General features: G+C 69.9%; 23 protein-coding genes. 21 read left to right on the top strand and 2 right to left on the bottom strand.

Translation table 11 applies throughout. The annotated features are described in order from the left end of the window. Position 1 precedes the first annotated feature (1 nt). The 18 genes from ACTOWL_RS22505 to ACTOWL_RS22590 all read left to right on the top strand — a co-directional run bounded on the left by ACTOWL_RS22505 (position 2) and on the right by ACTOWL_RS22590 (position 24,103). A complete protein-coding gene (locus ACTOWL_RS22505; RefSeq protein ID WP_441323507.1) occupies positions 2-559 on the top strand; it encodes a phage protein Gp27 family protein in 558 nt (185 codons plus the stop codon). Further along, positions 556-1,947, top strand: a complete 1,392-nt coding sequence (locus ACTOWL_RS22510; RefSeq protein ID WP_441323508.1) for a terminase large subunit domain-containing protein — start codon at positions 556-558, stop codon at positions 1,945-1,947. The genes ACTOWL_RS22505 and ACTOWL_RS22510 overlap by 4 nt, the downstream gene beginning before the upstream one ends. Before the next feature lie 10 nt (positions 1,948-1,957). Beyond that, complete coding sequence (locus ACTOWL_RS22515) at positions 1,958-3,466, top strand: hypothetical protein (RefSeq protein WP_441323509.1); 1,509 nt, start codon at positions 1,958-1,960, stop codon at positions 3,464-3,466. Continuing rightward, a complete protein-coding gene (locus tag ACTOWL_RS22520) occupies positions 3,466-4,836 on the top strand; it encodes a hypothetical protein (RefSeq protein ID WP_441323510.1) in 1,371 nt (456 codons plus the stop codon). The genes ACTOWL_RS22515 and ACTOWL_RS22520 overlap by 1 nt, the downstream gene beginning before the upstream one ends. A gap of 487 nt (positions 4,837-5,323) precedes the next feature. After that, positions 5,324-5,875: a hypothetical protein gene (locus ACTOWL_RS22525; RefSeq protein WP_441323511.1), complete on the top strand. Its 552-nt coding sequence runs from the start codon at positions 5,324-5,326 to the stop codon at positions 5,873-5,875. Further along, on the top strand, positions 5,875-7,956 hold the full coding sequence (locus tag ACTOWL_RS22530) for a phage major capsid protein (protein ID WP_441323512.1): 2,082 nt from the start codon (positions 5,875-5,877) through the stop codon (positions 7,954-7,956). The genes ACTOWL_RS22525 and ACTOWL_RS22530 overlap by 1 nt, the downstream gene beginning before the upstream one ends. A gap of 24 nt (positions 7,957-7,980) precedes the next feature. After that, a complete protein-coding gene (locus ACTOWL_RS22535; RefSeq protein ID WP_441323513.1) occupies positions 7,981-8,661 on the top strand; it encodes a hypothetical protein in 681 nt (226 codons plus the stop codon). Further along, positions 8,658-9,179: a hypothetical protein gene (locus ACTOWL_RS22540; RefSeq protein ID WP_441323514.1), complete on the top strand. Its 522-nt coding sequence runs from the start codon at positions 8,658-8,660 to the stop codon at positions 9,177-9,179. Before ACTOWL_RS22535 ends, ACTOWL_RS22540 begins: the two co-directional genes overlap by 4 nt. After that, complete coding sequence (locus ACTOWL_RS22545; protein WP_441323515.1) at positions 9,176-9,649, top strand: hypothetical protein; 474 nt, start codon at positions 9,176-9,178, stop codon at positions 9,647-9,649. Before ACTOWL_RS22540 ends, ACTOWL_RS22545 begins: the two co-directional genes overlap by 4 nt. A 304-nt stretch (positions 9,650-9,953) precedes the next feature. After that, on the top strand, positions 9,954-10,886 hold the full coding sequence (locus tag ACTOWL_RS22550) for a phage tail tube protein (protein WP_441323516.1): 933 nt from the start codon (positions 9,954-9,956) through the stop codon (positions 10,884-10,886). A gap of 15 nt (positions 10,887-10,901) precedes the next feature. Continuing rightward, positions 10,902-11,294, top strand: a complete 393-nt coding sequence (locus ACTOWL_RS22555; protein ID WP_441323517.1) for a phage tail assembly chaperone — start codon at positions 10,902-10,904, stop codon at positions 11,292-11,294. 56 nt (positions 11,295-11,350) lie between these two features. After that, positions 11,351-11,662, top strand: coding sequence for a DUF1799 domain-containing protein (locus ACTOWL_RS22560; protein WP_441323518.1), 312 nt, complete (start codon positions 11,351-11,353; stop codon positions 11,660-11,662). Beyond that, positions 11,655-15,272: a hypothetical protein gene (locus ACTOWL_RS22565; RefSeq protein ID WP_441323519.1), complete on the top strand. Its 3,618-nt coding sequence runs from the start codon at positions 11,655-11,657 to the stop codon at positions 15,270-15,272. Before ACTOWL_RS22560 ends, ACTOWL_RS22565 begins: the two co-directional genes overlap by 8 nt. Then, positions 15,269-15,700 (top strand): hypothetical protein, encoded by a 432-nt coding sequence (locus tag ACTOWL_RS22570; protein ID WP_441323520.1) that lies wholly within the window; start codon positions 15,269-15,271, stop codon positions 15,698-15,700. The genes ACTOWL_RS22565 and ACTOWL_RS22570 overlap by 4 nt, the downstream gene beginning before the upstream one ends. Continuing rightward, complete coding sequence (locus ACTOWL_RS22575; RefSeq protein WP_441323521.1) at positions 15,697-16,230, top strand: hypothetical protein; 534 nt, start codon at positions 15,697-15,699, stop codon at positions 16,228-16,230. The genes ACTOWL_RS22570 and ACTOWL_RS22575 overlap by 4 nt, the downstream gene beginning before the upstream one ends. Next, positions 16,230-16,643 carry an NlpC/P60 family protein gene (locus ACTOWL_RS22580; protein WP_441323522.1) on the top strand — a complete coding sequence of 138 codons (414 nt, stop codon included), beginning with the start codon at positions 16,230-16,232 and terminating at the stop codon, positions 16,641-16,643. The genes ACTOWL_RS22575 and ACTOWL_RS22580 overlap by 1 nt, the downstream gene beginning before the upstream one ends. Next, positions 16,640-21,244, top strand: coding sequence for a TipJ family phage tail tip protein (gene gpJ / locus ACTOWL_RS22585; protein WP_441323523.1), 4,605 nt, complete (start codon positions 16,640-16,642; stop codon positions 21,242-21,244). Before ACTOWL_RS22580 ends, gpJ begins: the two co-directional genes overlap by 4 nt. A 9-nt stretch (positions 21,245-21,253) precedes the next feature. Then, the gene (locus tag ACTOWL_RS22590) at positions 21,254-24,103 is read left to right on the top strand and encodes an SGNH/GDSL hydrolase family protein (RefSeq protein ID WP_441323524.1); all 2,850 of its coding nucleotides are present in this window, start codon (positions 21,254-21,256) and stop codon (positions 24,101-24,103) included. 81 nt (positions 24,104-24,184) lie between these two features. On the opposite strand, the gene ACTOWL_RS22595 is transcribed toward ACTOWL_RS22590, so the two are convergent. After that, on the bottom strand, positions 24,185-24,349 hold the full coding sequence (locus ACTOWL_RS22595; protein WP_441323525.1) for a hypothetical protein: 165 nt from the start codon (positions 24,347-24,349) through the stop codon (positions 24,185-24,187). A 120-nt stretch (positions 24,350-24,469) separates the two neighbouring features. Here ACTOWL_RS22595 and ACTOWL_RS22600 point away from each other — a divergent pair, with 120 nt between their 5' ends. The 3 genes from ACTOWL_RS22600 to ACTOWL_RS22610 all read left to right on the top strand — a co-directional run bounded on the left by ACTOWL_RS22600 (position 24,470) and on the right by ACTOWL_RS22610 (position 25,835). Beyond that, positions 24,470-24,715 (top strand): hypothetical protein, encoded by a 246-nt coding sequence (locus ACTOWL_RS22600; protein ID WP_441323526.1) that lies wholly within the window; start codon positions 24,470-24,472, stop codon positions 24,713-24,715. Between the two features lie 93 nt (positions 24,716-24,808). Then, positions 24,809-25,480 (top strand): HugZ family pyridoxamine 5'-phosphate oxidase, encoded by a 672-nt coding sequence (locus ACTOWL_RS22605; protein ID WP_441323527.1) that lies wholly within the window; start codon positions 24,809-24,811, stop codon positions 25,478-25,480. Positions 25,481-25,517: 37 nt separating this feature from the next. Further along, positions 25,518-25,835: a hypothetical protein gene (locus ACTOWL_RS22610; RefSeq protein WP_441323528.1), complete on the top strand. Its 318-nt coding sequence runs from the start codon at positions 25,518-25,520 to the stop codon at positions 25,833-25,835. Between the two features lie 7 nt (positions 25,836-25,842). On the opposite strand, the gene pip is transcribed toward ACTOWL_RS22610, so the two are convergent. Further along, complete coding sequence (gene pip / locus ACTOWL_RS22615; protein WP_441323529.1) at positions 25,843-26,793, bottom strand: prolyl aminopeptidase; 951 nt, start codon at positions 26,791-26,793, stop codon at positions 25,843-25,845. Positions 26,794-26,987: the final 194 nt, after the last annotated feature.

A 26,987-nucleotide genomic window follows, 5' to 3' on the forward strand; every position in this document is an offset into this window, starting at 1 on the left:
CATGGCCCGCCCGTCCAAGATCGACCGGCTGCCCGGCGAGTTCCGGGAGGCCATCGGCCGCCTGCGCGAGCAGGGGCACACCATCGACGAGATCCTGGCGCATCTGCGGTCGCTGGGGGTCGACACCATCTCGCGCACCGGCCTTGGCGAGCACGTCCAGAAGCTGGACGCGATCGGCGAGCGCATCCGGCAGAGCCGGGCCATGGCCAGGGAGCTGGTCGAGCGATACGGCGAGGCCGGCGAGGACAGGCTGGCACGGCTGAACATCGAGCTGCTGCACGACCTGGTGTTCCGGCTGCAGACGGCCGTGGTGGACGGCGAGCCGGTGCAGCTGTCGACCCTGGACGCCCAGCGGCTGTCGGCCACCCTGCGCAACGCGCAGACATCGGCCCGGGCCGACATCGACCTGGCTAGGGCGAAGAAGGTTTGGGCGGACGAGCAGAAGAAGAAGCTGGCGGCGGTAGAGGCCGAGATCGAGGCGGCCGGACCGGATGCCAAGCCTGACCCGGCCGCGGTGCTGAAGCGTATCCGTGAGGACGTGTACGGGATCTTCACATGACCGGGCCTGCGGTCCCGCTTCTCGGCTTCCAGCGCGATTGGTTCCTGGACCGAAGCCGGTTCAAGATCGGCATGTTCGCCCGCCAGACGGGCAAGACCTTCACGACGACGCTGGAGATCGTCGACGACTGCTTTGAAGCCTGGACCCTCGGCCAGCGCCGCCGGTGGGTGATTCTGTCCCGTGGCGAGCGGCAGGCCACCGAAGCGATGAATGAGGGCGTGAAGGTCCACTCGAAAGCCTACGACATGGGCTTCGAGGAGCTCGACTATGATTTCATCGGCGAGGACAAGTCCAGGTACAAGGCCCTGGAAGTAGAGTTGCCCGGCGGATCGCGTATCACTGCGCTGCCGGCAAATCCGGACACCGCCCGCGGCTTCTCGGCCAACGTCTTCCTGGACGAGTTCGCATTTCACCAGGACAGCCGGGCGATCTGGAAGGCGCTGTTCCCGGTCATCTCAGCCGGCCACAAGCTGCGCATCGTCTCGACCCCCAACGGCAAGGGGAACAAGTTTCACGAGCTGGTCACCGGCCAGGACAAGAGCTGGTCGCGTCACGAGGTCGACATCTACAAGGCTGTGGCCGATGGCCTGCCCCGCGACGTGGCCGAGCTGCGGGCGGCGATCGGCGACGAGGACGCCTGGGCGCAGGAATACGAACTGCAGTGGCTGGACGAGGCCAGCGCCTGGCTGACCTATGAGCTGATCACAGCCTGCGAGCACGACGAGGCCGGCCGGCCCGAGCTGTACCAGGGCGGCCCGTGCTTCATCGGCAACGACATCGCCCGCCGCAACGACCTGTGGGTCGCGTGGGTGTGGGAGGTGGTCGGCGATGTTCTCTGGACCCGCGAGATCCGGACGCTGCGGCGGGCGACCTTCGCCGAGCAGGATGCGGTGATCGACGAGCTGATGGCGAAGTACCGGGTGGTGCGCCTGGCGGCCGATCAGACCGGGATGGGGGAAAAGCCGGTCGAAGACATGCAGCGCCGGCACGGTGCCTTGCGGGTCGAGGGTGTGCTGATGACGCCGCCGCACCAGCTCGCCATCGCGACATCGGCCAAACAGAAATTCGAGGACCGCAAGGTGCGGATCCCGCTGGGCGACCCGGTGCTGCGGGCCGACCTGCACAAGCTGAAGAAGATGATCGGGCCGACCGGCAACCCGCGCCTGGTGGCCGATCGCGACGGCGACGGTCACGCCGACCGTGCCTGGGCTGCCTTCCTGGGAATCGCCTCGTCCGACAGCAGCGGGCCGCCCGCCGCCGGCGCGACGGTCGACTCGCCGCCCGGCACCTATTCCGGCCAGGCGCGCGCCGAGGAGAGCCCGGACGGGATCGTGAGGATCGGGGTGCTGCTGCGCCGGCCGGGGCCGCTGGTCGGCCGGCGGCGATAAGGGGAATGCGATGGGCCTGCTGAACACGATCTTCCAGGCGTTCGGCGTCGACACCACGGCGGCGATGCGCGAGGCCGCCGGCGTCACGATCGACGCCGACGAGATGCTGTACCGGCGCCTGTCGGACCAGCGTCGCGACCTGCCGGCGGTGACCCAGCAGCGCATGCGGGAGATGTCGCTGTATCTGTGGCGCGTCAACGGGCTGGGCAACTGGCTGGTCGAGATCCAGACCGCATATCTGCTGGCCGAAGGCGTGCATCTGTGTGCCAAGGATCCCGAGGCCCAGGACTGGCTGGACGCCTTCTGGACCGACCCGATCAACAACATGGAGCTGAAGCTGCCGAAGAAGGTGCGGGAGCTGTCGATGTATGGCGAGCAGTGCTGGCCGGTGTTCGTCAACAGCATCACGGGCCACGTCAGGCTGGGCTACATCGACCCCGACAATATCGACGAAGTCCTGATGGATCCGGACAACCCGGAACAGCCGGTCGGCATCAAGACCAAGGGCATCGACGATGTCAAACCACACAGCTACCGGGTGATCGTCAACGGGCCGGAGTCGATCTTTGCCGACGGGACGCAGCAGCTGCGGGCGACCTTCACCGACGGCGAGTGCTTCTACTTCAAGGTCAACGACCTGTCGAACACGTCGCGCGGCACGTCCGACCTGCTGCCGGTGGCCGACTGGCTGGACGCCTACGATTCGGGGCTGTGGTCGGAGCTGTCGCGGTGGGAGGAGCTGAGGGCCTTCATCTGGGACGTGACCCTGACTGGGGCGACACAGGAAGAGGTCGACGCCCGGGCGGCGAAGTTCACGTCGCCGGCGCCGGGATCGACCCGGATCCACAACGAAGCCGAGATCTGGAAGGCGGAGACGCCGGACCTGAAGGCGCAGGACGGCGCTGGCTTCGCCCGGCTGTTCCGCAACCACATCCTGGGCGCCCGGGGTGTGCCGGAGCATTGGTTCGGCGGTGGCGGCGACGTCAACCGCGCCACCGCCGGCGAGATGGGTGAGCCGGCCGCGAAGCTGCTGTCGATGCGACAGAAGACGATCGGCGGCATCCTGAGGGAGCTGGGGACCTATCAGGTGCGCCAGCGGGTCAAGGCGATCACCGGCGGCGAGGCGAAGGACATGGACCCCGAGGGCTATGAAGTCACCGTCGTCTGGCCGGAGATGACCAGCAAGGACACGTCGAAGTATGCGGCGGCCCTGGCGCAGGTGGTGGCGGCCGCGGCAATGGCGGTCGAGCGCGGCCTGGTCAGCGAGCAGACCGCGGTGGAGCTGATCGCGGCGATCGCCGGCCGGCTGGGCGTCGACATCGACGCGGCGGCCGAGCTGGTGAAGGCGAAGGACGAGGCGAAGAAGCGCCAGGTCGACCAGCAGGAGGGCGACCTGTTCGGCGGGATCGACGAGCTGGGCGGAGTCGATCCGGGAGGCGGGGCGCCCGGGGACCCAGCGGCCGAGGACCAGGCGCCCGGGCAACCGAGGCCCGAGGACCAGGCGCCCGGGGGCCTGTAATGGCCGACCGGCGGGACGAGGTCTTCCGCGAGACGATCGCTGAGCTGATCCGCGAGCTGAAGACGCTGGAGGCCGAGGCCACCGGCGACGTGCGGGCGACGCTGGAGGCGGCCGAGGTGGAGATCGTCCGCAGGATGGCGGCGGGCCCCAGCGAGTGGGATGCCACCCGGCTGAGCAGGCTGCGGACCGAGATCGCCGAGATCCTGCGCGACGCCGGCGCCGAGCTGGGCGCCGCCCAGGCCGAGCACCTGGACAGCGGGTTTCAGGCCGGGACCGAGATCGTCGACCGGCCGGTAGAGCGCGCGATCGGCGTCCGGCTTGATGGCCTGTTGAACAGCCCGGACAAGCGCCAGCTGCTGGCGATGAAGAGCTTCATGACCGACCGGATGCAGGGCATCACGGCGGACACGGTGGTCGGCATCAACGGCCAGCTGGGCCTGGTGCTAGCCGGCGTGAACACGCCCAGCCAGGCGATCGCGGCGATCGCGCCGCAGATCGAGGGCGGCCGGGCCCGGGCGCTGACCGTCGTCCGGACCGAGCTGGGCCGGGCCTTCTCGACCGCAAACCAGCAGCGCCAGGTGCAGGCGTCCAAGGTGCTGCCCGGCCTGCGGAAGCAATGGCGGCGATCGGGCAAGATCCATTCCCGCCTGACCCACGACCTGGCCGACGGCCAGATCAGGAAGCCGGAGGAGCCGTTCATGGTCGGCGGCATCCCGATCATGTTCCCCCGGGATCCAAAGGCACCGGCGAAGCACACGATCAACTGCGGCTGTGTCCAGCTGCCTTACATGGCCCGCTGGGAGATGAGCCAGCCCGGGCAGCAGCCGATCAGCCGGGAGGAGATGGCCGGCAGTGAGGGCAAGCGCCGGATCGCCGACGTCCGCGCCAGCCAGGTCGATCGCTGGGCGAAGACGCTGCTGGACCAGCGCCGCACCGGCCAGGCCAAGCCGACCGGCAGCTGGCAGGGCGTGGCGCAGATCGAGCCGGACGTTCGCGCGGCCCTGGAGCGGCGCGGCGTCCCGCTGGCGTCGGCCGAGGTGGCAATCAGCGATCGGGCGCTGCTGCATGCGGCCAGGCCGAGCAAGGCCAACCGGCACCAGGCCGTGCCCGACCGCGACCTGCAGCGCATCGCGGAGCACCTGGACCAGCCCATGGCCATCATGTTCAGCCAGGCCACCGGGGAGCCGACGCTGCACTATGTCTTCCACGTGCCCGGCCAGACGAAGCTGGGCCATGCCGTGGTGGGGCTGCGCCGCGAGCGCGGCGACGAGCGGCCGAAGATCCACAACCGGGTGGTGACCGTCGGCCTGGCCGATCGGGCCGGGCTGAACGACCCGGCGCGGTACGACATCCTGAAAGGGAAGCTATGAGCCGCGTGACGGACCCAAACCCGTCGCTCGATGGATCCCCATTCGCGGCTGCCAGGGCCGGACATAGGGGCTGCAGCGGACTTCGCAACTCCCGCGGCTCACCCACAAGATAGGCCCGACGGAGTTGCCGGGCAAGACGCCGCCGGCCTGGCGATTCGGCAAAACCGCGTAGGAAGCCCCAGGAAGGCCTTCGCCGACCCCCGGCCCTTACGCAGGGTGCTGCGATCGGCCCGCGCCCGTGCTGCCCCGTTTAAGACCCGTTTAACGTCGATCCTGGATGGGCGAGGACCCCGAATTTTAGATCGGTTTTGCCCCGGGAGCGTCCGAGCGTCAGACCAAGCCCTTTGCAACGGGTGCGCACCGGGGCATGATCGTGGTCGGTCCGTGTCCCTCCGGCGCACACCGGTGCGCCTGATACCGCCCCCGCATCCCCGCCATGATCCAGCGACCCGCCGGGCCCTCCGGCGCAATCAGCTGGAGTTGTCGCGTGAAGCCGCCGACCACGCCCAAGGGACGCCAGGCCAAGGCCGCTTCCGAGCAGGCCGCCAAAACCACCATCACCGCAGCCGCCGGAGCGCCGACCGATGCGAATGTCGTCGCGCCGGACGCCGGCGGCCAGGCCGATGCCGATGTCGTGGCGGCCGCTGCCGCCGCGGCGGCGGTGCTGGGCGCCGACCAGGCAACCGGCGCCGCGGGTGTCGCCCCGGCCGACGGCCAGGCGCCGGCGGATCAGGCGACCGTGGCGCCCACGGCCCCGGCCGCCGCGGGCATCACTGCCCCCATCACCGCCGTCGTCGTCGCGGCCATCGCCGACGTCGTCAGCGAGGGTGACGGCACCATCAGCGGGATCGAGGCGGCCAAGCTGACGATCCGCGACTTCGCCCGGACTGAAGACGGCGAGATCGCCCGGGACAGCCGCGGCCGCGCCGTCGTGGAGGAGCGGCCGCTGCGCGAGACGGACATCCTCGGCGACCGCGTCGACGGGGACATCGTCCATTTCGTGCTGGCCGACGGCCGCAAAATCAGCGTGAGGAAGTAATGCCGCAGTTCCAGGGTCCGTTCCTCGAAGCCGTCGAGCTGGGCGATGCCGGCGCCAAGAAGTTCCTGATCCGGGTGATCAGGGCCGGCGCCAGCGGCAACGGCAACTTCTACCCCGACGCCGCGCTGCGCGAGGCGTTGCCGATGTTCAACGGCGCCCGCGTCTTCTCGAAGTCCGACGAGGAGCACCTGGCCGGCAAGGGAAAGGATTTCCGCAACCTGGTCGGCCGCCTGGCCGAGGCGAAGTTCGTCGCCGGCCAGGGCGGCCAGGACACCGGCGAGATCCAGGCGGTGCTGGAGCTGCTGCAGCCCACCGGCCCGATCGCCACCAAGCTGCGCGAGGCCTGGGACCGGGGCATGGCCGAGCTGTTCGGCTTCTCGATCGACGCCGTCGCCCGGACCCGCACCCGCAACACCGCCAAGGGGCCGCTGCGGGAGGCCAAGTCGTTCACCCGCGTCAACAGCGTCGACCTGATCGTCGAGCCCGGCGCCGGCGGCGAGGTCATCAACCTTATCGAGGCGAAGGCCGACGAGGCCGGGGGGACCACCATGCTGCGAGACATGATCATCCGCCAGGTCGAGGCCCTGCGCCCCGACCTGCTGAAGGGCAAGGACCAGGCCTTTCGGGAGGCGCTGGCCGACGAGGAGCTGGAGACCATGCTGGCCGAGGCGGTGAAGCCGGCCGAGGTCACGCCGGCCGCCAAGGGTGGCAAGGCTTCGTCCGGCAAGGACGGCCAGGCCGCCGGCGACGACGACGATGTCGGCACCCGGGTGACCGAGGCCATCGGCCAGGTGACCAAGCGCATCGAGCGCAAGGCCGAGATCCGGGAGGCTGTCAATGCTTCGGCTCTGCCGGCCAAGGCGAAGGGGCGCCTGGTGGAAGCGCTGCAGAAGCGGGTCGACGCCGGCGAGGACGTCACCGACGCCGTGGTGCGCGAGGCCGTGAAGGCCGAAGGCGACTATCTGACCGAAGCCGGCGGTGGCCAGGTGCGGGTGCCGTTCGCCTCGATCCCCCCCGGCGGCAGTCAGGCCGAAAAGACCGACCTGATGCTGGAGGCCTTCTTCGACCGCGAGCACAAGGACCACCGGCACGCCCAGTCGTTCAAGGCCATCTATGTCCATATCACCGGCGACGAGCGGGTGACGGGCCAGCTGCGCAACTGCGACCAGGGGCGCCTGCGGGAGTCGCTGATGCGGGAGGCGCTGGACAGCGCCAGCTTCGCCGACGTGCTGGGCAATTCCATGACCCGGCAGATGGTGAAGCTGTACAACCTGAAGGCCCAGCTGGATGCCTGGCGCCGGATCGCTGATGTGGTGCCGGTCAACGACTTCCGCGTGCAGGAGCGGACCCGGATCGGCGGCTATGGCGACCTTCCGAAGGTGGCGGAGAAGGGCACCTATCAGCCCCTGACCAGCCCGACCGACGAGAAGGCCGAGTACGCGGTCGAAAAGCGCGGCGGCACCGAGTCCGTCACGCTGGAGATGATCAAGAACGACGACGTCGGTGTGATCCGCCGTATCCCGACCAATCTCTCCCGGGCGGCGAAGCGGACCCTGTCCAAGTTCGTGTTCGACTTCATCCGGACCAACCCCGTCATCTACGACGGCGTCGCGCTGTTTCACGCCAGCCACAACAATCTCGGCGCCGCCGCCTTGAGCCCCACGTCGCTGGCCGCCGGGCGCCTGGCGATGCTGAAGCAACCGGAGAAGGACTCGCTGGAGCCGCTCGAAATCGGCCCGGCGACGTTGATGGTTCCGTCGACCCTGGAAGAGACTGCGGTCGATCTGTTCCGGCGCAACACCGAGAACGACAAGACCTTCGTCCAGAGCCTGACCCTGGACATCATCCCGGTCTGGTACTGGGTCGATGCGAACGACTGGGCGATGGCGTCCGACGTTGCCGATATCGCGGGCATCGAGATCGGCTTCCTCGACGGGAAGGAGGAGCCGGAGCTGTTCGTGCAGGACAACCCCACGGTGGGCAGCATGTTCAGCAACGACCAGCTGACCTGGAAGATCCGCCACATCTACGGCGGCAACGTCCTGGACTTCCGGGCCTTCTACAAGGCCGTGGTGGCCTGAGGCCGGATCGAGGGGAAGTCCACCATGGCCCTGGCCGATCTTCGGACCCTGGTCGACGCGCAGGTGCGCGACGAGTCGACCGTCATCGCGGAGGCGGATCGCAACGACGCGATCGGCCTGGCCGTGGTGCGCTATACCGAGGATCGGCCGCGGGTCATCGTCGTCGACACGGATGCGCCGGGCGGGCAGCGGCTGCCGCTGCCGGCCGAATGGGAGGATGGCGGCAGCCGCGTCATCGGCATCGAGACGCCGATCGGCCAGATCCCGCCCGCCCATCTGGCGAGCGAGGACTGGCAGCTGTACCAGGGCCCGGTGGGCGAGGAGGTGCTGCTGCGCCAGGCCGTCGCCGCCGGCGCCGATGCCGTGCGGTGGCGGATCACCATCGCCCATGTGCTGGACGACACCACCAACACCGTGCCGCTGCGCGACCGCGAGGCCGTGGCCTGCTGGGCGGCGGCCCTGCTGCTGGACGAGCTGGCCGCCTACTACGCCGGCCAGCGCGACACCACGATCGAGAGCGACCGGGTGGACTGGGGCAGCAAGTCGAGCGACTACGCCAAGCGCGCCGCGGCGCTGCGCAAGCGCTACATGAACCACCTCGGGATCGAGGACAAGCGGTCGGCGCCGGCGGGGACCGTGGTCACCTTCCGCGACCAGGACAGCCGCGGCCAGGACCGGCTGCTGCGGCGGAGGTTGCCGCGGTGATCCAGATCCATCTCGACATGTCGGAGGTGGTCGCCGTCGCCCAGGCGCTGGAGCGCGCGCCGGAGATGGTGGACGCGCATTTCCTGCCGGCGGTCTGGGAAGCGTCGTTCCTGGCGCAGCGCGAGATCGTCGAGCGGACGCCGCGCGCCTTCAGCACGCTGGCCGACTCCATCCAGGCCCGCGAGCCGGAGATCGGCGTCAGCGCCATCGTCGGCGTAGTCGGCACGCCGCTGGCCTATGCCGAGCCTGTCGAGCTGGGCAGCCGGCCGCACATGCCGCCGCTGCAGCCGCTGATGGATTGGGTCAAGGCCAAGCTGGGCAAGCCGGCGGACCAGGTCGAGCCGATCGCCCAGGCGATCCGGTGGAAGATCTATCACCACGGCACCAAGGGCGCGTTCATGTTCCGTGAGGGCCTGAAGGCCGTGCAGCCGCAGGTCGAGCGGATCATGGCCGAGGCGGTCCGCGGGCTGATCGCCGAGCTGGCCGGCCTCGGCAAGTCGGGCGGGGCCGCGCCATGAGCACGCTGGACCCGATCCGCGCCGCCATCGTCGCCCTGGCGCAGACCGTGCCGGATGTCGGCATCGTCCACGATCGCGAGCGCTATGCCTCGAACCCGGAGAAGCTGCGCGCGCTCTACGTCCCGGCCGGATCGACCACGATCAAGGGCTGGTATGTGCGGCGCGTCTCGACGCAGGAGACCAGCGGCGCGATCGGGCGCTGGGAGATCATCCACCGCTGGCGGCTGCGCGGCTTTCGCGGCTTCGTCGACGACGCCGGCAGCGAGAAGGCCTTCGACGACGTGATCGAGGCGATGCGCGATGCCTTCCGCGACGACGAGACGCTGGGCGGCACGGTGATCACCACCGTGGTCGGCGCCGGCGACAGCGCGATCGCCGGGCTGCAGGTCGACGAGGCCGGGTCGGTGATGTTCGCCAACGCCCTGTGCCACGCCGCCACCCTGACCCTCTACACCCGGCACTATGAGTGAGGATGCGATGAAACAGGGCGGGCTGTATCGGCGTGAGACGCCGGGTGCCCCGGCCGAGCTGGTCGAGCGCACCAGGTCGGCCGACGAACAGAATGCCCAGGGGCGGTCCGGTAAGGCTCGCAAGGCCCCCGGCACCGGTAGCGGATCGGAGGGCCTCGTGCAGGACTCCGAAGGGCTCCAGGCCGCCGCCCCGCCCGACGCTGCTGCCGGTGGCAGCGGCACCCCGCAGACGCCGGCGGACCAGGCCGAAGGGCCGAAGCCGCCGGCGCCTGCATCTGCCCGCACTCGAAAGGGGGGCTGATCCATGGCCCGCAAGTATTGGCGCCGCCAGGTGATCCTGGCCAAGCCCGAGGTGACTTACGGCGTCGATCCGACCGCGACCGGCGCCGCCAACGCCCTCTTGGCCGAGAACATCGAGCTGACGCCGATGGACTCCCAGAACGAGGAGCGCGGCTATCTGACGCCGTATTTCGCGGCGAAGCCGAGCATGCGGACGTTCCTGGCGCAGAAGCTGGCCTATTCGATCGAGCTGGCCGGCGCCGGCGCCGCGGGCGACATCCCCGGCTATGGCCCGTCGCTGCGCGCCTGCGGCCTGGCGGCGACGCAGACCGCCGGCGTCGACGTGCAGTTCGAGCCGGTGTCCACGGGCCAGGAATCGGTGGCGCATGTGATGAACATCGACGGCACCCGGCACATCCTGCTGGGCGGCCGCAGCGACGCCGAGTTCACCTTCGAGAACCAGAAGCGGCCGCTGGTGCGGTTCACCAACACCAGCCTGTGGCAGGCCCCTGCCGCAGCGGCGCTGCCGGTGCCGGTGCTGACCGGCTTCAAGCGGCCGCTGATCGCGTCGAAGGCCAACACCACGGTCGGCCTGTTCGGCTGGGCCAACCCGACGGTGCAGCGGATCGTCATCCGCCTGGGCAACCAGGTGGTGTCGCGGTTCCTGATCGGCGACGAGGAGGTGCTGATCACCGACCGCAAGGTGACGGGCGAGCTGGTGGTCGATGCGACCGACCTGGCCACCTTCAACCCCTTCCTGCTGGCGCAGGCCGGCACCACCGGCGCGCTGTCGATCGTGCACGGCCTGGTCGCGGGCGCCATCGTCCAGTTCAACCTGCCGGCGCTGGAGCTGCAGGCGCCGACGCTGGGCCAGGCCGACGGCATCGCGCAGTGGACCGTTCCCTTCAGCGCGCTGCCGGTCGCCGGCGACGACGAACTGCTGATCACCGTCAAGTAAAGGGGCGTTTAAGCCATGTTCATCGTCGCAGCCGAGCGCGAGTTCTTCTGGCCCGTCGAGTTCACCCAGGTCGCCGAGGACGGGGCGAAGGCGAGGAAGCCGGTCAAGTGCCGCTTCCGCCAGATCCGCAACAGCGCCTTCGCCAAGCTGCAGCGTGACCTGGCGGAAATCGGCCGAACCGCGGAGAGCGACGAGGCGGCGCTGGAGGCGGCGGCCGACGCCTATCTGCGGATCCTGGTCGGCTGGGACAGCGCGACGATCTCGACCGCCGACAAGGCGCCGCTGGAATTCTCGCGCGAAGCCCTGATCGAGCTGCTCGACATGCCCCATGCCGGCAGCACGATCCTCAACGCCTATGCCGAGGCGATCGCCCCGGCCGGCCGCGAGGAGCGCCGCCGGGGAAACTGATAGCCGCCGTCCAGCACCTGCTGGGCGGCGATGACGCCCCCGTCGATGAGGACACGATGGCCGAGCTGCGCTCCTACGGCGTGCCCGAGGACAAGATCGCCGAGGTCGCCCGGTCGCAGCAGGACCAGGCGGCGACGCCTGTGATCTGGCCGGAAAATGCCGACAGCTTCAGGTGGTTCCTGGACATCCAGACCCAGTGGGTCATGGCGATCGGCTTCGGCGTGTCGATGGTGCTGGGCCTGGACTATGCCGGCGCCGCGGCGGCCGCACAGATGGCCGGCATCCGGACCACGCCCACGATGTTCGCCGACATGCGGCTGATGGAAGCCACCGCCCGGACCATCATGAACGAGGCCCGCCGTGGCTGAAGGCACCGGCACCACCCTGCGCCTCGGCGTCAAGATCGAGGCCGACACCGGCGCGGCCAAGACGGCGATCGCCGGCTTCCGTGCCGAGCTGCAGCAGCTGGGCGCGGTCGGCGGCGGCGAGGGTGTCGGTGCGCAGGGCGCCGCCGGCCTGGCGGCCGAGGCGGGGCTGCAGGGGGCCGCGGCCGCGGCCGCGGCGGTGGCCAGCTCGGCCAGCGCGGTCGCCGGCGCCGCGAATGCCGCCGAGGCGGCGCTGCAGAGCGAAGGCCAGGCGGCGACGCAGGCGGCGGCGGCGCTGGGCGGCGCGGCCGAGGCCGCCCGGGCGGTGGCGGCGGCGTCGAGCCCGGTGGCCGCCGGCGCCGACGCGGCCGAGCAGGCGATCCGCGGCGAGAGCCAGGCCGCCAACGAGACCACCACGGCGCTGCTGGCCACCACCGGCGCGCTGCGCGCCTTCATCGCCGCGCTGAATGACGGCCGATCGGCGATCCCGCCGGTCAACGACAATCTCGGCGGCCAGGCGCGGGCGCTGCGCGACATCGTCGAGTCGGCCGACCCGGCCGCCCGCCGGCTGCGGGTGCTGGCCGAGGCCGAGGCGGTGCTGGCCCGGGCGGTCAGCGAGGGCACGATCAGCCAGGTGCGCGCAACCGAGCTGATGCAGCGGTACAGCCAGACGGTGACGGTCGCGTCGGCTGGGGGGAACCGCTTCGGCAATATTGCCCAGCAGGCCGGTTATCAAATCGGTGACTTTGCAGTCCAAGTCCAGGCTGGCCAGTCGGCGCTAATCGCCTTTTCGCAGCAGTCGTCGCAACTGCTGGGCGTCTTCGGCGTCTGGGGCGCCGTCGCCGGCGCTGCCCTCGCCATCGGCGCCGGCCTGGCCAACAGCCTCGGCCTGTTCGAGTCGTCGACGGTTTCGTCGGACGAGGCGCTGAAAATCCATGAAGCGACGCTGAAGAAGTGGATCGGGACCGGCGAGCTGGCGGACCAGACCGCCGGCAAGCTGGCGCTGAGTTTCGCCGGGATGAGCGCTGCGGCGCGCGAGGCCGCGGCGGTGGATTTCCAGACGCAGATCGAGGAGCAACTGGCCGGCATCGGCAAGGGCGCCGACGAGGCGGTCGAGAAGCTGCGCAAGGTCGGCGTCGAGATGGTGACGGTGTTCCAGACCGACATCTCGGGCAACCCGATCTCCGCCGCCAACGAGGTCCGGCTGCAGCTGGGCGTCGAGATCCCGCCCGACCTGGCCGGGCGGATCCAGACCCTGCTGCAGCCGCTGTTCGAAGGCAACCGCGCGCCCGGTTTCCTGGCGCAGGTGCACCGCGAGCTGGAGGCGATCGCCGGCGAGGTCAGCGGCGACGCCAGGACGGCCATCGAGGGCGTGGCCAGCGCCGTGTCCCGGATGTCGGCGGGGGCCGAGGGTGGCAGCGAGGAGATCCGGCTGCTGGAAGCGCGGATGCGCTTCGCCCGCGGCACGGCGACCGAGCTGGACCGCGAGCTGATCGACGCGGCGATCGCCGCCGGCAAGTTGGGCAGCGCGGCCGGCGATTCGGCCGACATGGTCGACCGGCTGATCGGGTCGATGGATCGGTTCCTGAGGATGCCGGTCGCCCAGGGCATCGCGGACCAGGCCCAGAGCTTCGGCGGCCAGCTGCTGCAGGCGGTCGACGCGCTCCGGGCCCGGGCCGAGATCCAGGGCATGATCGATGCCGACACCGACGCCGCCGCTGCGGCCGCCGGCGGCCAGGCGGCGCAGCGGGCGCGCCAGGTGCAGGAGGCGATCGAAAAGGCCCGGGCCCAGGCGGGGCGGATCGCATGGGACAACAGCGTGCCTGATGCCGCGGGCCTGATCGACGCCGCCGGCGTCGCCGCTGGCGTAGCGAAACAGGCTGAGTTCGACGCGCAGGACCGCAAGGCGGCCGAGCGCCAGGCGCAGCGCGAAAACGACTTCAGCCGGGAATCGGGGCGGGTCACCAAGGCGACGCAGGACATGAGGACCCAGGCCGATGCGATCGGCCTGACCAGCCAGGCCGCGGCCGAGCTGAAGGTGCAGCAGGACCTGCTGAATGCGGCGCACAACGCCAGCATCCCGATCAACGACCAGCTGATGGCCAAGATCCACGGCCAGGCCGTCGCCTATGGCGAGGCTTCGGAGGCGCTGCGCCAGCTGCAGACCCAGGAACGCCAGCGCCAGCAGCTGGTCGGCGAAGGCATCTCGGCCGTCGGCGCCACGGCGACGCCGGAGGAGGCCGCGGCGCGCGAGCTGGAGCGGCTGCGCCGGGCCCAGGCCCTGATCCGGGCCGGTGACCCGAGGACGCTGGACCAGATCAGCGAGGCCGGCCTGGTGCCGAGCGAGGTTGACACCGGCATCGAGCGGCAGATTGCGCGCCTGCAGAACCCGGGCCTGTACAGCGCGCTGGACGGCGCCCGGGCGTCGTTCGGCGAGTTCTTCAACACCCTGATCCGGGGCGGCGAGGAATCGGCCACGGCGCTTGAGAGCCTGGGCGACAGCCTGCAGAACCTGCTGATCGAGAAGGCGATCTCCCAGCCGCTCGACCGGCTGGTCGGCCAAGGGATCGACGCGCTGGCGGGCGCCGCCACCGGCGGCGACGGCGGCTGGGTCGGCCGGCTGTTCGGCGGCACCCCGGCGAACGACAATCCCGCCGCCAGCGCGCTGTCGGCCCTGTCGACCGCGAATGCGAACGTGACCGCGGCCACGGCGGTGATCAATGTCGGCGCCGCCACCGGGCTGGGCGGCGCGATCGGCGCCGTCACCGACGGGCTGATCCCCAACCGGCCGGACGCGACGCTGGACGGCCTGGCCGGGGACCTGGGCCGCAACACGGTCAAGGGCGGCGCCGGCACCGACGTGCTGACCGAGGGCGTGGACCAGATCGGCGGCGCGCTGCAGGGCGTGGCCCAGGGCGTGGGCCAGCAGGGCAATCGCTTCCTGGGCGGCTTCGGCGGCGCCCTGGGGTCGATCATCAACGGCATCGGCGGCCTGCTGGGCCAAGGCGGCGGCGACCTGGGCGGCATCGTCAGCAGTATCGGCAGCATCGTCGGCCTGTTCGGGCGGGGCGCCGCCTTCGGGCGCGGTGCCGCATTCGGGTCCGGCGTGGTCGCCTTCGGGGAGGGCGGCGTGCCGGGCGGCGGCGCGGTGATCGACGTGCCGACCCTGTTCCCGATGGCCGGCGGGGGGCTGGGCATCATCCGCGAGGAGCTGCGAAACGAGGCGATCGTGCCTCTGGTCAATGCCGGCGGATCGCAGTCGGTCAAGGCCCGCGGCCGCGACGGGAAGATCGTGCCGCTGCCGCTGTCGCGCATGCCCGACGGCGACCTGGGCGTGATGATGCCGCCGATCGCCGCCTTCGCCGCCGGCGGGGCGTTCGGCGCCGGCGGCGCCTGGTCGGGCGGCGGAGGCGGCGACGGGGGCGTCAACATCACGATCCAGCCGCCGCCCGGCGTGCCCCTTGGGGCGCCGCGGGTCGAGCAGCGGCGCAATGCCGACGGCACGCGCGACCTGCGCCTGATCTTCGAGGAGATGGTCGGCGGCTCGCTGGCCGATCCCAACTCGGCGGCGAGCGACGGCCTGCAGCAGCAGCAGCTGAGGGGCCGCGGATGACGCTGCTGGTCTGGCCCCCCGGGCTGCCGCAGAAGCCCCTGGCCAAGGGCTATGTCGAGCAGCCGCCGATGACGGATCGGGAGACCTCGGTCGACCTGGGCGTCAGCATGCTCGGCGTCCAGTCGACGGTGGGCGTCGGCTCCCTCGGCCTGTCCTATGCCCTCCGCGCCGCGCACACCCAGATGTTCGACCAGTTCTATCAGGTCGATGCCAAGGGAAAGGTCTGGCAGCTGCCGCACCCGCGGCTGCACGGGGCGCCCCTGCTGAATGCCGACGGATCGCTGATCACCCTGGAAGACGGGACGCCGATCCTGCTGTCGAAGTTCCTGACCGTCCGCTTCAAGCCGAAGGTTTCGCCCCGGTATCAGCCCATGGGCAACGGTGTGTGGTGGGAAGTCGCCCTGCAGCTGGAGTGGCTGCCGTCATGAGGATCGTATCCCTGACCCTGCGCAACGCGGCGACGGCGCGGGAGAGCGACAAGATCCTGGCCGTGCTGTGCACGATCACCCATCCCGAGCTGCCGCAGCCGCTGCTGATCTCCTCCGACCCCAGCGTGCGGCTGCAAGAGGACCCGCCCCTGTTCGGTACGGTCAGCCGTGGCAAGACCTTCCTGCACATCCCGATGAAAGCGGTGCTGCCCGGTTCCGACGCCAAGACGGCGCTGAAGGCGCAGTTCATGTTCGACAACATCGCCGTGGCCCGCGACCTGGTGCCCGGGCTGGAGCCGGCCCGGGTCAGCGACCTGACGCTGATCAGCCCGACCCCGGCCAGGATCCTGACCGAACTGGTCTATTCGACCACGCCGGATTTCGTCGAGCGGCGCTGGCCGAAGCTGGTGACCGTCAACGCCACGATCCAGGGCACCGACGTGGTGCTCGACCTGGCGCGCAACAACCGCGCCCGGGAGCCGGTGCCGGCCCTGACCTTCAACGAACTGTATTTCCCGGGGCTGTACTGATGCCGGATCACTGGTCGGCCCAATACATCGACCTGCCCTGGCGAGAGAAGGGCCGCAGCCGCGCCGGCGTTGACTGCTACGGCCTGGTGCGCCTGGTGCTGATGGAACAGTGCCGCATCGAGCTGCCGTCTTTCACCGGAGCCTATCTTTCGACGCTGGAGCGGGCGCAGATCGAGGCGGCGATCGCCGGCGAGGTGGTGGAGCTGGCCACCCGCGTCGAGCTGGCCGCCGTCCGGCCTTACGACGTGCTGGAGATCCTGAACCACGGCCGCCCGACGCATCTGGGCATCGCGACGGTGCCGCACCGCGTGCTGCACATCCAGCGCGACTGTCGGTCGGAGATGCCGCGCTGGGACCGCGGTGAATGGGCCGGCAAGGTGGTCGGCGCCTGGCGCCCGAAGGGGATGGCATGACGGCGCTGGCAAAGCCCAAGGTGCGGGTGAAGGCCGGCCGGGGCTACACGCCGGCGGCGTCGGCGGCGGGCATGATCACCGTGGTCGGCAGCAAGACGCCGTTCCGGCTGGAGCGGATCAGCTGCGTCGCGCCATCCGGGCAGACCATTGCCGAGCTGATCGGCCAGGCCTGCGGCGGCAAGATCGACCCGGAGCTGCTGCAGTTCGGCCGCGCCTTCGTCGGGCCCGAGCAATTCGACCCGGAGGTGTGGCACCGGACCCGCCCGAAGCCGAACACGGTCCTGTCGTTCCGCATCATCCACGAAGACAGCACGGCGCTGAAGATCGTGCTGTCGATCGCCATCGTGGTCGCGGCGGTCTATGCCGGCCCGCTGCTCGCCGGCGCCGCGCTGGGTACGACGGCCGGCGCCGCGGGGACCGCCGGCGCGCTCGGTTTCGGCGCGACGCTGGGCACCTTCACGGCCGTCAGCACCGCCGCGACGCTGGGCATCGCCCTGGCGGGCAACTTCCTGCTCAACGCGCTGATCCCGCGGTCGCAGCCGTCGCTGAAGCAGCAGGCGCCGAGCCCGACCTATTCCTATGGCGGCAGCCGAAACGTGGCCAACCCCGACGGCCCCGTCCCGCTGCTGCTGGGGCGGCACAAGATGGCACCGATGTTCGGTGTGAAACCGGTGACCGAGCTGGTCGGCAACGACGTCTATGCCATCCACTATCTGGTGTGGGGCTATGGCCCGATCGGGCGGCAGGATTACAAGATCGGCCGCACGCCGCTGGATGACTACGACGACTTCGAGGTCGAGGACCGGGACGGCCTGCCGGGCGACGCGCCGCTGACGCTGTGGTTCGGCCTGCCGAACGAAGATCAGTTCACCATCGATCTCAGTGAAGGTGCCGACTGGTCGGTGCGGCGCACCGCCGCCAATGCCGACAAGTTCACGTTCGAATGGCTGTTCGCAGGGGGTTTGTTCAAGGTCTCCGAATCGAAGGGCAAGATCAAGGAAGCCAGCGGCGTCGTCGAAGCCCAGTACCGCCGCGTCGGCGACGCCGACTGGGTCCCGATCGGGGTCTTCGACGTCGAGGAGAAAAAGCAGGAACCGTTCCGCAAGGGCCATACGGTGTTCCCGGCCGGCGGCCGCGGCCAGTTCGATGTCCGGCTGCGCTGCACCGAAGACAACAGCCAGGCGGAGAACATCCAGTGGACCACGCTGCGGTCGTTCACCAACGCGGCGCCGACCACCTTCCCATACCCGCTGGCGGTGACCGTCCTGCGCATGAAGATGAACGGCCAGCTGTCGGGGGTGATCGACACCTTCAACGGCATCGCCAGCTCGCGCTGCCCGGACTGGGACCACGTGACCGAGACCTGGATCGAGCGGGAGACCAGCAACCCGGCCTCGCTGTACCGCTACGTGCTGGAGCACCCGGCCAATGAGGACCGGGTCGAAAGCATCGACGAGATCGACCTGGTCAAGCTGCAGGTGTGGCACGACTACTGCCGCGTGAGAGGCTTGGAGTTCAACCAGGTCCGCGACTTCGTGTCGGGAGCCTATGCGCTGCTGCAGGACATCGCCGCCGCCGGCCACGCCACGCCCGACTGGGTCGATGGGCTGGAGACAGTGGTGATCGACCAGCCGAGCGACCTGGTGGTGCAGGCGATCGGGCCGCAGACCAGCTGGGGCTTCAAGGTGGTGCGCGCCTATCGGGACATCCCCGATGCGGTGCGGGTGCGCTTCGTCGACGCCGCCGGCGACTACAACACCAAGGCCCAGCGCCTGGTCATCCGCGACGGCGTGGCCCCGGAAGACGTCCGGAACACCGAAACCGCCGAGAAAACCGGTGTCGTCCATGCCGGCCAGGTCTGGAAAGAGGTGCAGCGCGACCTGCTGGAGCTGGAGTATCGGCCGGACGAATACAGCGTCAATGTCCGCTGGCTGGACCTGATCTGCGACCGCGGCGACCGGATCCAGGTGGCCCATGACGTCCTGCGCCTGGCGGCCGGCCGGACCGGCCGAGTGATGCAGACGGGCGGCGCCGGCGCGGTGCGCTGGGTGCGGCTGGACGAGCCGGTGCGGATGGAGGCCGGGAAGCTCTACGCCGTTCGCTTCACGCACCAGGATGGCAGCCAGATCGTGCGGTCGGTGCTGACCGTCCCGGGAGAGACCCGGCTGATCCGTCTCCTCGGCCCGGGCGACCTGCCCGAGGAGACGAACATCTTCTTCTTCGGCGAGGCCGACCGAGAGTCGCGGGCGCTGATCGTGAAGTCGATCGAGCGGCAGAGCGATTTCGTGGCCCGCCTGGTCATGGTCGACATGGCGCCGGAGATCGACGCGGCCGACAGCATGGTGCCGCCGCCCTGGACGCCGCGCGAGCCGTCGCCGCTGGACGATGCGCCGGCGGTGCCGAAGATCACCGCGATCCTGTCGGGCGACCTGGCGCAGGTGGTGGGCGACGACGGCACGGTGCTGCAGCCCGTCATCGTCGGCGTCGGCGCCGGCAGCGGCGCCCCGATCACGACCGACCGGTTCGAGCTGCGCTACCGGCTGGAGGGCTCCTCGGAATGGTCGAGCGTGACCATCCCGGCGGACAAGGCGTCGACCTGGCTGCTCGGCTACGACCCCGGCGACATCCTGCAACTGATGCTGCGGGCCTGGTCCCCGGCCGGGGAGCCGTCGCTGTGGTCGCCGATGATCGAATACACGGTGCTGGGCCGGACGCGGCGGCCGCCGAATGTGGCGACCTTCGCCTACACGGGGCTGTCCAACGGGCTGCGCCGCTTCAGCTGGACCTTGGCGGATCCCGAGGGCGACGGGCCGCCGCTGGACCTGGCCGGCTATGAGATCCGCTACCGCGCCGGCACCTGGGCGAATTGGGCCGACCTGGGACCGCTGCATCTCGGGGTGCTGACCTCGCAGCCGCACGACACGGTGACCCCCCAGGTCGCCGGAACCTACACCTTCGGCATCGTCGCCAGGCTGACCGACGGCCAGGTCAGCGCGGTGCCGCTACTGTCGGTGGTGGTGCTGCCCAACGGCGTCGCCCCCAACGTGCCCAAGGTGCTGGTGTCGCCGTCGACGCCGACCAACGACAACACGTTGAGCTTCTCGGGCACAGCCGATGCCGGATCGACCATGCACATGCTGGTCGACGGGGTCGACGTTGCCTCCGTCGCGGTGGTGGCCGGCGCCTGGGCGCTGACCAGCCCCGCGGTGGCGGATGGCAGCCGGTCGGTCACCTTCACCACGGCCGATTCCGGCGGGCACCACAGCGACCCGACGGCGCCGATCGTCATCCTGGTCGACGCCACGGCCCCGGCGGCGCCGGTGATCAGCGGTGGCCCGACGATCAACACCACCGACACGACGCCGACCATCACCGGCACGGGCGAAACCGGATCGTCCCTGGAGCTGTTCAAGGGCGGGGTCGCAGTCGGATCGCCCGTGCCGGTGACCGGCAGCGCGTGGTCGCTGGACATGCCGACGCAGGCGATCGGCTCCTACGCCCTGACCGCGAGGCAGACGGATGCGGTGGGCAACCCCTCGGCCTTGAGCAGCACGGTGACGCTGAACGTCAATCCGCTGTCGATCGCGATCGCGACCCCCGCCGGCGGCGCCAGCACCTACGACCGGCGCCAGCCCTGCACGGGCGCGGGTGCGATGCCCGGCGCCACGATCAAGCTGTATTCCGGGGTCACCCAATACGGCTCGGCCACCGCCGACGGCTCCGGCAACTGGTCGCTCACCCCTGGGTCGGACATACCGCTGGGCACGGCCAACTATTTCGTGACCCAGACGGTCAGCGGCCGGGAAAGCGCCGCCGGCGCCACCACGTCCCTGACGGTGGTGGCGATCGACGCCGATGCCTGGGCCTGGATCGCGGCGATGACGGTGCGGCCGGACTTCGCCCGGCAGACCCTGATCAAGACCCTGGTCGACAGCCTGAAGACGGCGGGGGTGTGGGCGAAGCTGGACGCGCTGTATCTGCTGGCGGCGCATGACGCACAGGCGGCGCGGTTGAACGGGAGGGCACCGGGGACATTCACCCTGACGGCCACCAGCTCGCCGATCTTCACGGCCGACCGCGACTACAAGGGCACCGGCCTCGGTTCCACGCCAGGCGGCTACCTCGCCACGACGTTCAACCCGTCCACGGCGGGCGGCGTCTACGCCCGCGACAGCGCCCACATCGGCGATTGGGTGCGCACGGCGAGCACGGCGACGCTGGCCGGCCAGGCCGGCGACGTCGGCACCAGCGGCGCGTCGATCTTTTCGAAGCATCCGACCGCCGGGATGATCACGACCATGTTGAATGACGGGACGCTGAGCAACACCGCAGCCGGCGCCCCGAACAATGTCGGGCACTTCCTGATCTCGCGCACCGCCAGCACCGGCTATGCCAAGTACCACCAGGGCGCGGCGCAAGCCTCGTCTTCGGTCGTCTCGACCGCCGTGCCGAATTTCAACTTCTCGGTTCTGCGCGCCGGCACCGCCTACAGCGACGCCGAGGTCTGCGCCACACACTGGGGTTCCGGCCTGACCGCGACGGAAGCCGGCGATTTCTACACTGCGCTGCAAACCTACCTGACAGGCGTCGGGGCCATTTAGGAGCGATTGATGACTACGCTGGGCACGTTCGTTTTCGACCTCGACGAAGCCGAGCTGCTGGACAGGATCGTCGGCATTTTCAACGGCAACGGCGTCGCCATCACGGCGGAGAAGCTGGCCGAGCAGCTCGGCTGGCTGATGTTCATCACCGCCTCCGATACCAGCACGCGCAAGTCGCTGACCGACTGGGCCCAGGACATCATCCACCTGCAGGAGGGGGAGGTGTCCGGCGTCGGCGGCGTCGCGACCTATGCCCTTCTGGCCGCGTCGCCCGCGCCGGGACCGGGAGAGTCGAACCTGCGCAGGGTGACCAACGACCCAGACCCGCTGAAGGATGGCACCTATCGGTACGATGCCGCAGCGCCGGCGCCCCATTGGGTCAAGAGCGCCGACCCGTTCGACACGATCCCGGCCACGGTCGACCTGCTGCGCAACGTCGTGCGGCGGGTCGCCATCCCGGCCGGCGACATCATCATCGACCGGCTGGGCCTGCTCGGCGGCGGGACCAGCCAGCTCTATATCCCGCGCGGCACCTTCATCGACATGCCTGGCGTGGTCGGGTCGACCGTCACCGCCACGAACGCGAATTCCACCGAATTGCCGGGATGGTCGAAGCTGACGATCCCGACCGGGCTGCGAAGCTTCGCCTACCTCGACCTCACGGACAACACCCTGAAGATCATCGGGGCGACCGCCGGCGACTTCGCCCTGCCGACGATCCAGATCGACAAGTCGGTGCCGATCATCTGTTTTCCGTTCGCCGACTCCGGCTGGTGGTCGCCCTACAAGGTGCGGGAACTCAATCCCGCTCATGTCGTCAGCGCCTTCGCGCCGCTCGGCCCGATCGTCCACAACCGCGCCGAGAACGAGGTGCTGATCCCGAGCGCGAATGCCCGGAACGAAATCGTCCTCAACAGCCATACGGTCGCCGATGGCCAGCGCTATGAAGCATTCGGGCTGACGTCGTCGAACGCGTCGATCAAGACCTATTGGTACGACTACAAGGCGAACCTCTACCGGGAGAACACCGCGGGTGTGGCGCCCTACACGGTCGATCCGCGGGTCGGCGTGGTGATCGGCTGGAGCTGGGGCGGCGAGTTCTTCAGCCCGTGGCCTCATGTCGGCCGGATGGGCCAGGGGCTGGGAAAGAACGATTTCGCCTATGGCAAGGGCGACCGGATGCTTCTGTCCCCCTCGGTCTGGGAAGGGGAGATCGCCAACCTCGGGATGGTCGACGTCGCGGACGCCGCGCTGATCGCGCTCGGCTTCACGCGCGCGCTCCGCACCACCAACGCGGCCGCGACATGGCCCTATATCGGCGACCGCATCCCGGACAATCGGGCCGGGAAGAGCTTCTTCGCCAGAGTGTGGCTGGAGGCGACCGTCGACAACGACTTCGGGGCGGCGCGGACCGTGAGGTTCATCAAGGCCGACGGGTTCGGCCTCTCCGTGCAGTTCATCCTGGAAAAGACCCTGTCGGCCCGCGCTGCGATCTACAGCGTCGTGGCGCCGATGCCGGACTGGACGCTCAACAGCCCGGCGTCCGGCGAGTACATCTACGTGCATGTCGGTGTCAGCACGCCGGGCGGGACCAACGAGGTCCGCATCGCCGGCGCGCAGTTTGCCTTCGGCCAGAACGCACAGTGGATCGAGCGGAACGACTTCCCGACCACGGCCGCGAACGGCATCAGGATCACCAACCTGGAGTCCGCGGCCGCGGAGACCGACCCGGTGCCGGCGATCCTCTACGGCGAGGATCTGTGGCTGATCACCGGGCGGCAACAGTTGCTGCACCTCGACAACGTGTTCGAGCAGCGGACCGAGCGGAAGGGGGTCTTGACCACGCTGTTCGCGCCAAACCCGCTTGTCGCCACCACCACGGCCAAGCCCTATGAGCTGACGCTGGAATCCGGCTCCTTCGTGGTCGACCCGGCCGAGATCGGCGACGTGGCGAGCCTCTGGACGCATCGCTACAGCGACACGGCCGGCGCGGCGGCTCTGGGGCGCTCCTACCGGTCGGCGCCGATCACGGTCCACAAGGCTTCGTCGAGCGGCGCCGGCACGGTGCGGGTGATGGGCATCGGCGACTCGATCATGTCGCAGACCCTCAGCACCTATGTCCGCGACATCCTGGCTGCGCGCGGCATGACCGTCGCCATGTCGGGCACGGTCGGGCCTACCGGCAATGAGGGCCGCCCGGGGTCGACGTTCACCGACCACATCCACGCCCGCACCGATTGGCTGACGACGGTCACGAATTGGGCGGCCTATCTGGCGGCGAGCGATGCCGAGAAACAGACCTTCGACGTCATGACCCGGGAGGCAACCGGCGGCGACCCGGCGGGCTCCATCTACAACGGCCGGATCTACGACTTCGCCTACTACCTGACGAACACCGGCATCACCCCGCCGACGCATGTCTGGATCTGCCTCGGCACCAACGACATCGCGGCCTATGCGGCCGCGACGGCGGCCGACTGGGTCAACAAGGCCTTGGTCATCATGGTGGGGTCGATCCTCGCGACGGTCCCGACGGCGAAGATCGCGATCGGCCTGCCGACGCTGCCGCGGACGGCGACCGCGGACGCCCGCTGGAACGCCAGCTACGGCCTGGCGATCCGGGCGATGCTGAAGTTCAAACGGACGCTCGCCAACGCCCAGGTCAAGGTGATCCCGATCTGGGCTCACATCAACCAGGTGACGGGGTTCGCGAACTCCGAGGTCGTGGTGTCGACCGATGTGGACACCGGCATGGTCACGCTGGACAACGGCGATCTGCTGCACCCGTCGCCGGCGGGCGTGCATCAGTATGCCGAGGTGGTCGCGGCCTGGGTGGCGAACACCTTCGACGGCACGTGATAGAGCCGGGCGGATCTTGGACAGGTGAAGTTGGATCGGAGGCGCGGCCAGGCCACGCCGCGCCTCCGCTACGCGCCGATGCTAAGGCTTCGGTTGGCGGTCCCGGTTGCCGGAAGGCCGGCGCAACCACCAGCGATAGCCGAAGAAGAACACTACGACGACTAGGACGAGGAACAGGACGGTGATCTGGTCCACAAGCGGGTCACCACCAAGCTCGCCGCCCATGTTGTAATTCTGGCTGTCCATAATTGCGGCTCAAAAGGTTGAGATAAACTTCCTCAAACTGGCGGCATCATCGCCGAGATTCCGATAGCGCGCCAGCCCTCAGGATCGACTCTCTCACGGCGCGCTCCTATCGTCGGGGCAATGACCATCGTCATCGACACCGTCGGCGCCTGTCTGGCGCACGACTACTACATCCTGGTTCGATGCCGCTGCGGCCGGGACGATGAACCGGACCTCGCGGCGATCGCAGCCAAGTTCGGCGAGGACGTGACGCTGGAGCAGCTGCGGCGCAGGCTCAAATGTCGCCACTGCAAACACCCGCCGGGGGTGACATATCTGGGGATCAGATCGGGAGCCGCTCGGCGCGGGAAGGGATTGTGTGATTGAGATCGGTTTCGAGGGGCCTTAAACGGTCGTTTCGAGCCTCAGACCGGGGATCAAACCAGTTGGCGCGAAGGGTCAAACCATTTGGCGCGCTACATGGACCGCGCCGCCCTGGCCACACTGGACGGCGATGGCGCCCCCTACGCCTCGCTGGTGCTGGTCGCGACCGACCCGGCCGGGCAGCCGCTGCTGCTGATCTCGCGGCTGGCGGAGCACACCGGCAATCTCGAGCGCGACTCCCGCGCGGCGCTGCTGTTCGACGGTACGGCCGGGTTCGACCAGCCGCTGACCGGGCCGCGGCTGACCGTCTCCGGCCGAGCCGAGCCGGCGGACGACCCGGCGCTGCGCGCCCGCTACCTGGCCCGGCACCCGGATGCGGCCGGCTATGCTGATTTCCCGGATTTCAGCCTGTGGCGGGTGCGGGTCGGGCGCGGCCACATGGTCGCCGGCTTCGGCGCCATCCACCGCTTCGACGCCGAGGACCTGCTGGTCGGCCCGCCGCCGGCGCTGACCGCGGCCGAGCCCGGCATCATCGGCCATATGAACGGCGACCACGCCGACGCCATCGACCTCTACGCCCAGGCGCTGCTCGGCCGCGCCGGCAGCGGCTGGCGGATGACCGGGATCGACGCCGACGGCGCCGATCTGCGCCTCGGCCCCGCCGTCGCCCGGCTGGCCTTCGCCGCGCCGGTGACCGATGCCGAAACGGCGCGGAAGGAGCTGGTGCGCCTGGTCCGCCACGCCCGCGGCGGCGGGCTGGCGGATTGAGCGGCCCGATCGGACAGCCACGGAGTATGACGACGCGATGCCCTGGTACGCTTACCTGCTGCAGATTTTGGCCGGCGCCCTGCTGGTGAACGCCGTCCCGCATCTGGTCCATGGGATCAGCGGCGACCGCTTCCAGACCCCCTTCGCGACGCCACGGGGCGTCGGCCTGTCTCCGCCGACGGTCAATTTCGTCTGGGGCGCCTTCAATCTGGCCGCCGGGCTCGCCCTGGTTTGGGGGTTCCCGCCGGCAGGGCCGGCCGGCTGGATCCTGGTCGGGGCCGGCGGCTTCGTTTTCGGCCTGGCGATGTCGGCACGGTTCGGTCGGGTGCGCAGCGATCCGGCCCGGCGCGGCTGAAGCCGGCTCAGCTCACCGTCTTCAGCCGCTCCATGGTCTCGACCAGGGCGGTGCGGATGCCGGGCTCCATCGCCGAATGGCCGGCATCCGGCACCACCACATAGGTCGCCTCCGGCCAGGCGCGGTGCAGCTCGTCCGCCGTCGTGATCGGGCAGACCGTGTCGTAGCGGCCCTGCACGATCGCCGCCGGGATGTGGCGGACCCGGTCGACCTGGCGCAGCAACCGGTCCGGCGGGGTGAACAGGTTGTTCAGGAAATAATGCGCCTCGATCCGGGCCAGGCCCAGCGCATGCGCGTCCTCGCCGGCCGAGGCGACGATCTCCGGGTTCGGCAGCAGGGTGGAGCAGGAGCCCTCATAGATGCTCCAGGCCCGGGCCGCCGGCAGGTGCACGGCGGGGTCGGGGTCGGTCAGCCGGCGGTGATAGGCGTGGGTCAGGTCGCCGCGCTCGGCCGGCGGCAGGAACTCGACGAAGCTGCGATGCGCCTCCGGGAAGAAGGTGCCCATGCCGTGGAAGAACCAGTCGATCTCCGCGGGCCGCATCAGGAAGATGCCGCGCAGGGTCAGCGACCGGCAGCGCTGCGGATGCGCCTGGGCATAGGCGAGGGCCAGGGTCGAGCCCCAGGAGCCGCCGAAGACGTGCCAGCGCTCGATGCCCAGCATGCGGCGCAACTGCTCCATGTCGCCGACCAGGTGCTCGGTGGTGTTCTGCCGGGTCTCGCCCAGGGGGCGGGATCGGCCGGCGCCGCGCTGGTCGAAGATGATGATGCGGTAGAAGCCGGGGTCGAAGAAGCGGCGATGGGTCGGCGAGGCGCCGGCACCGGGACCGCCATGCAGGAACACCACCGGCACGCCGTCCGGCTTGCCGCATTGTTCCCAGTAGATGCTGTGCAGGTCGTCGACCGGCAGCAGGCCGGTGGCGAAGGGCTCGATGGTCGGGAAGATCAGGTCGCGCGGCATGGGTCTCGCTGTCGGGCTGAGTCTCGCCCTCCACTCTAAGGGGTCGGCGGCGCATTGCAAAAAGCCGATCGAAGCGGTGCCGGCGGCACGAGACCGCAGCCGGATCCGGGCCGCCTGTCCTATGCTGCGCCGATGCGCCGCGCCCTGCTTCTCGTGATCCTGCTCTGCGCCGCCGGCGGTGCCCGGGCCCAGCC

This window comes from Inquilinus sp. CA228, from assembly GCF_052078665.1.
Lineage (GTDB): Bacteria > Pseudomonadota > Alphaproteobacteria > DSM-16000 > Inquilinaceae > Inquilinus.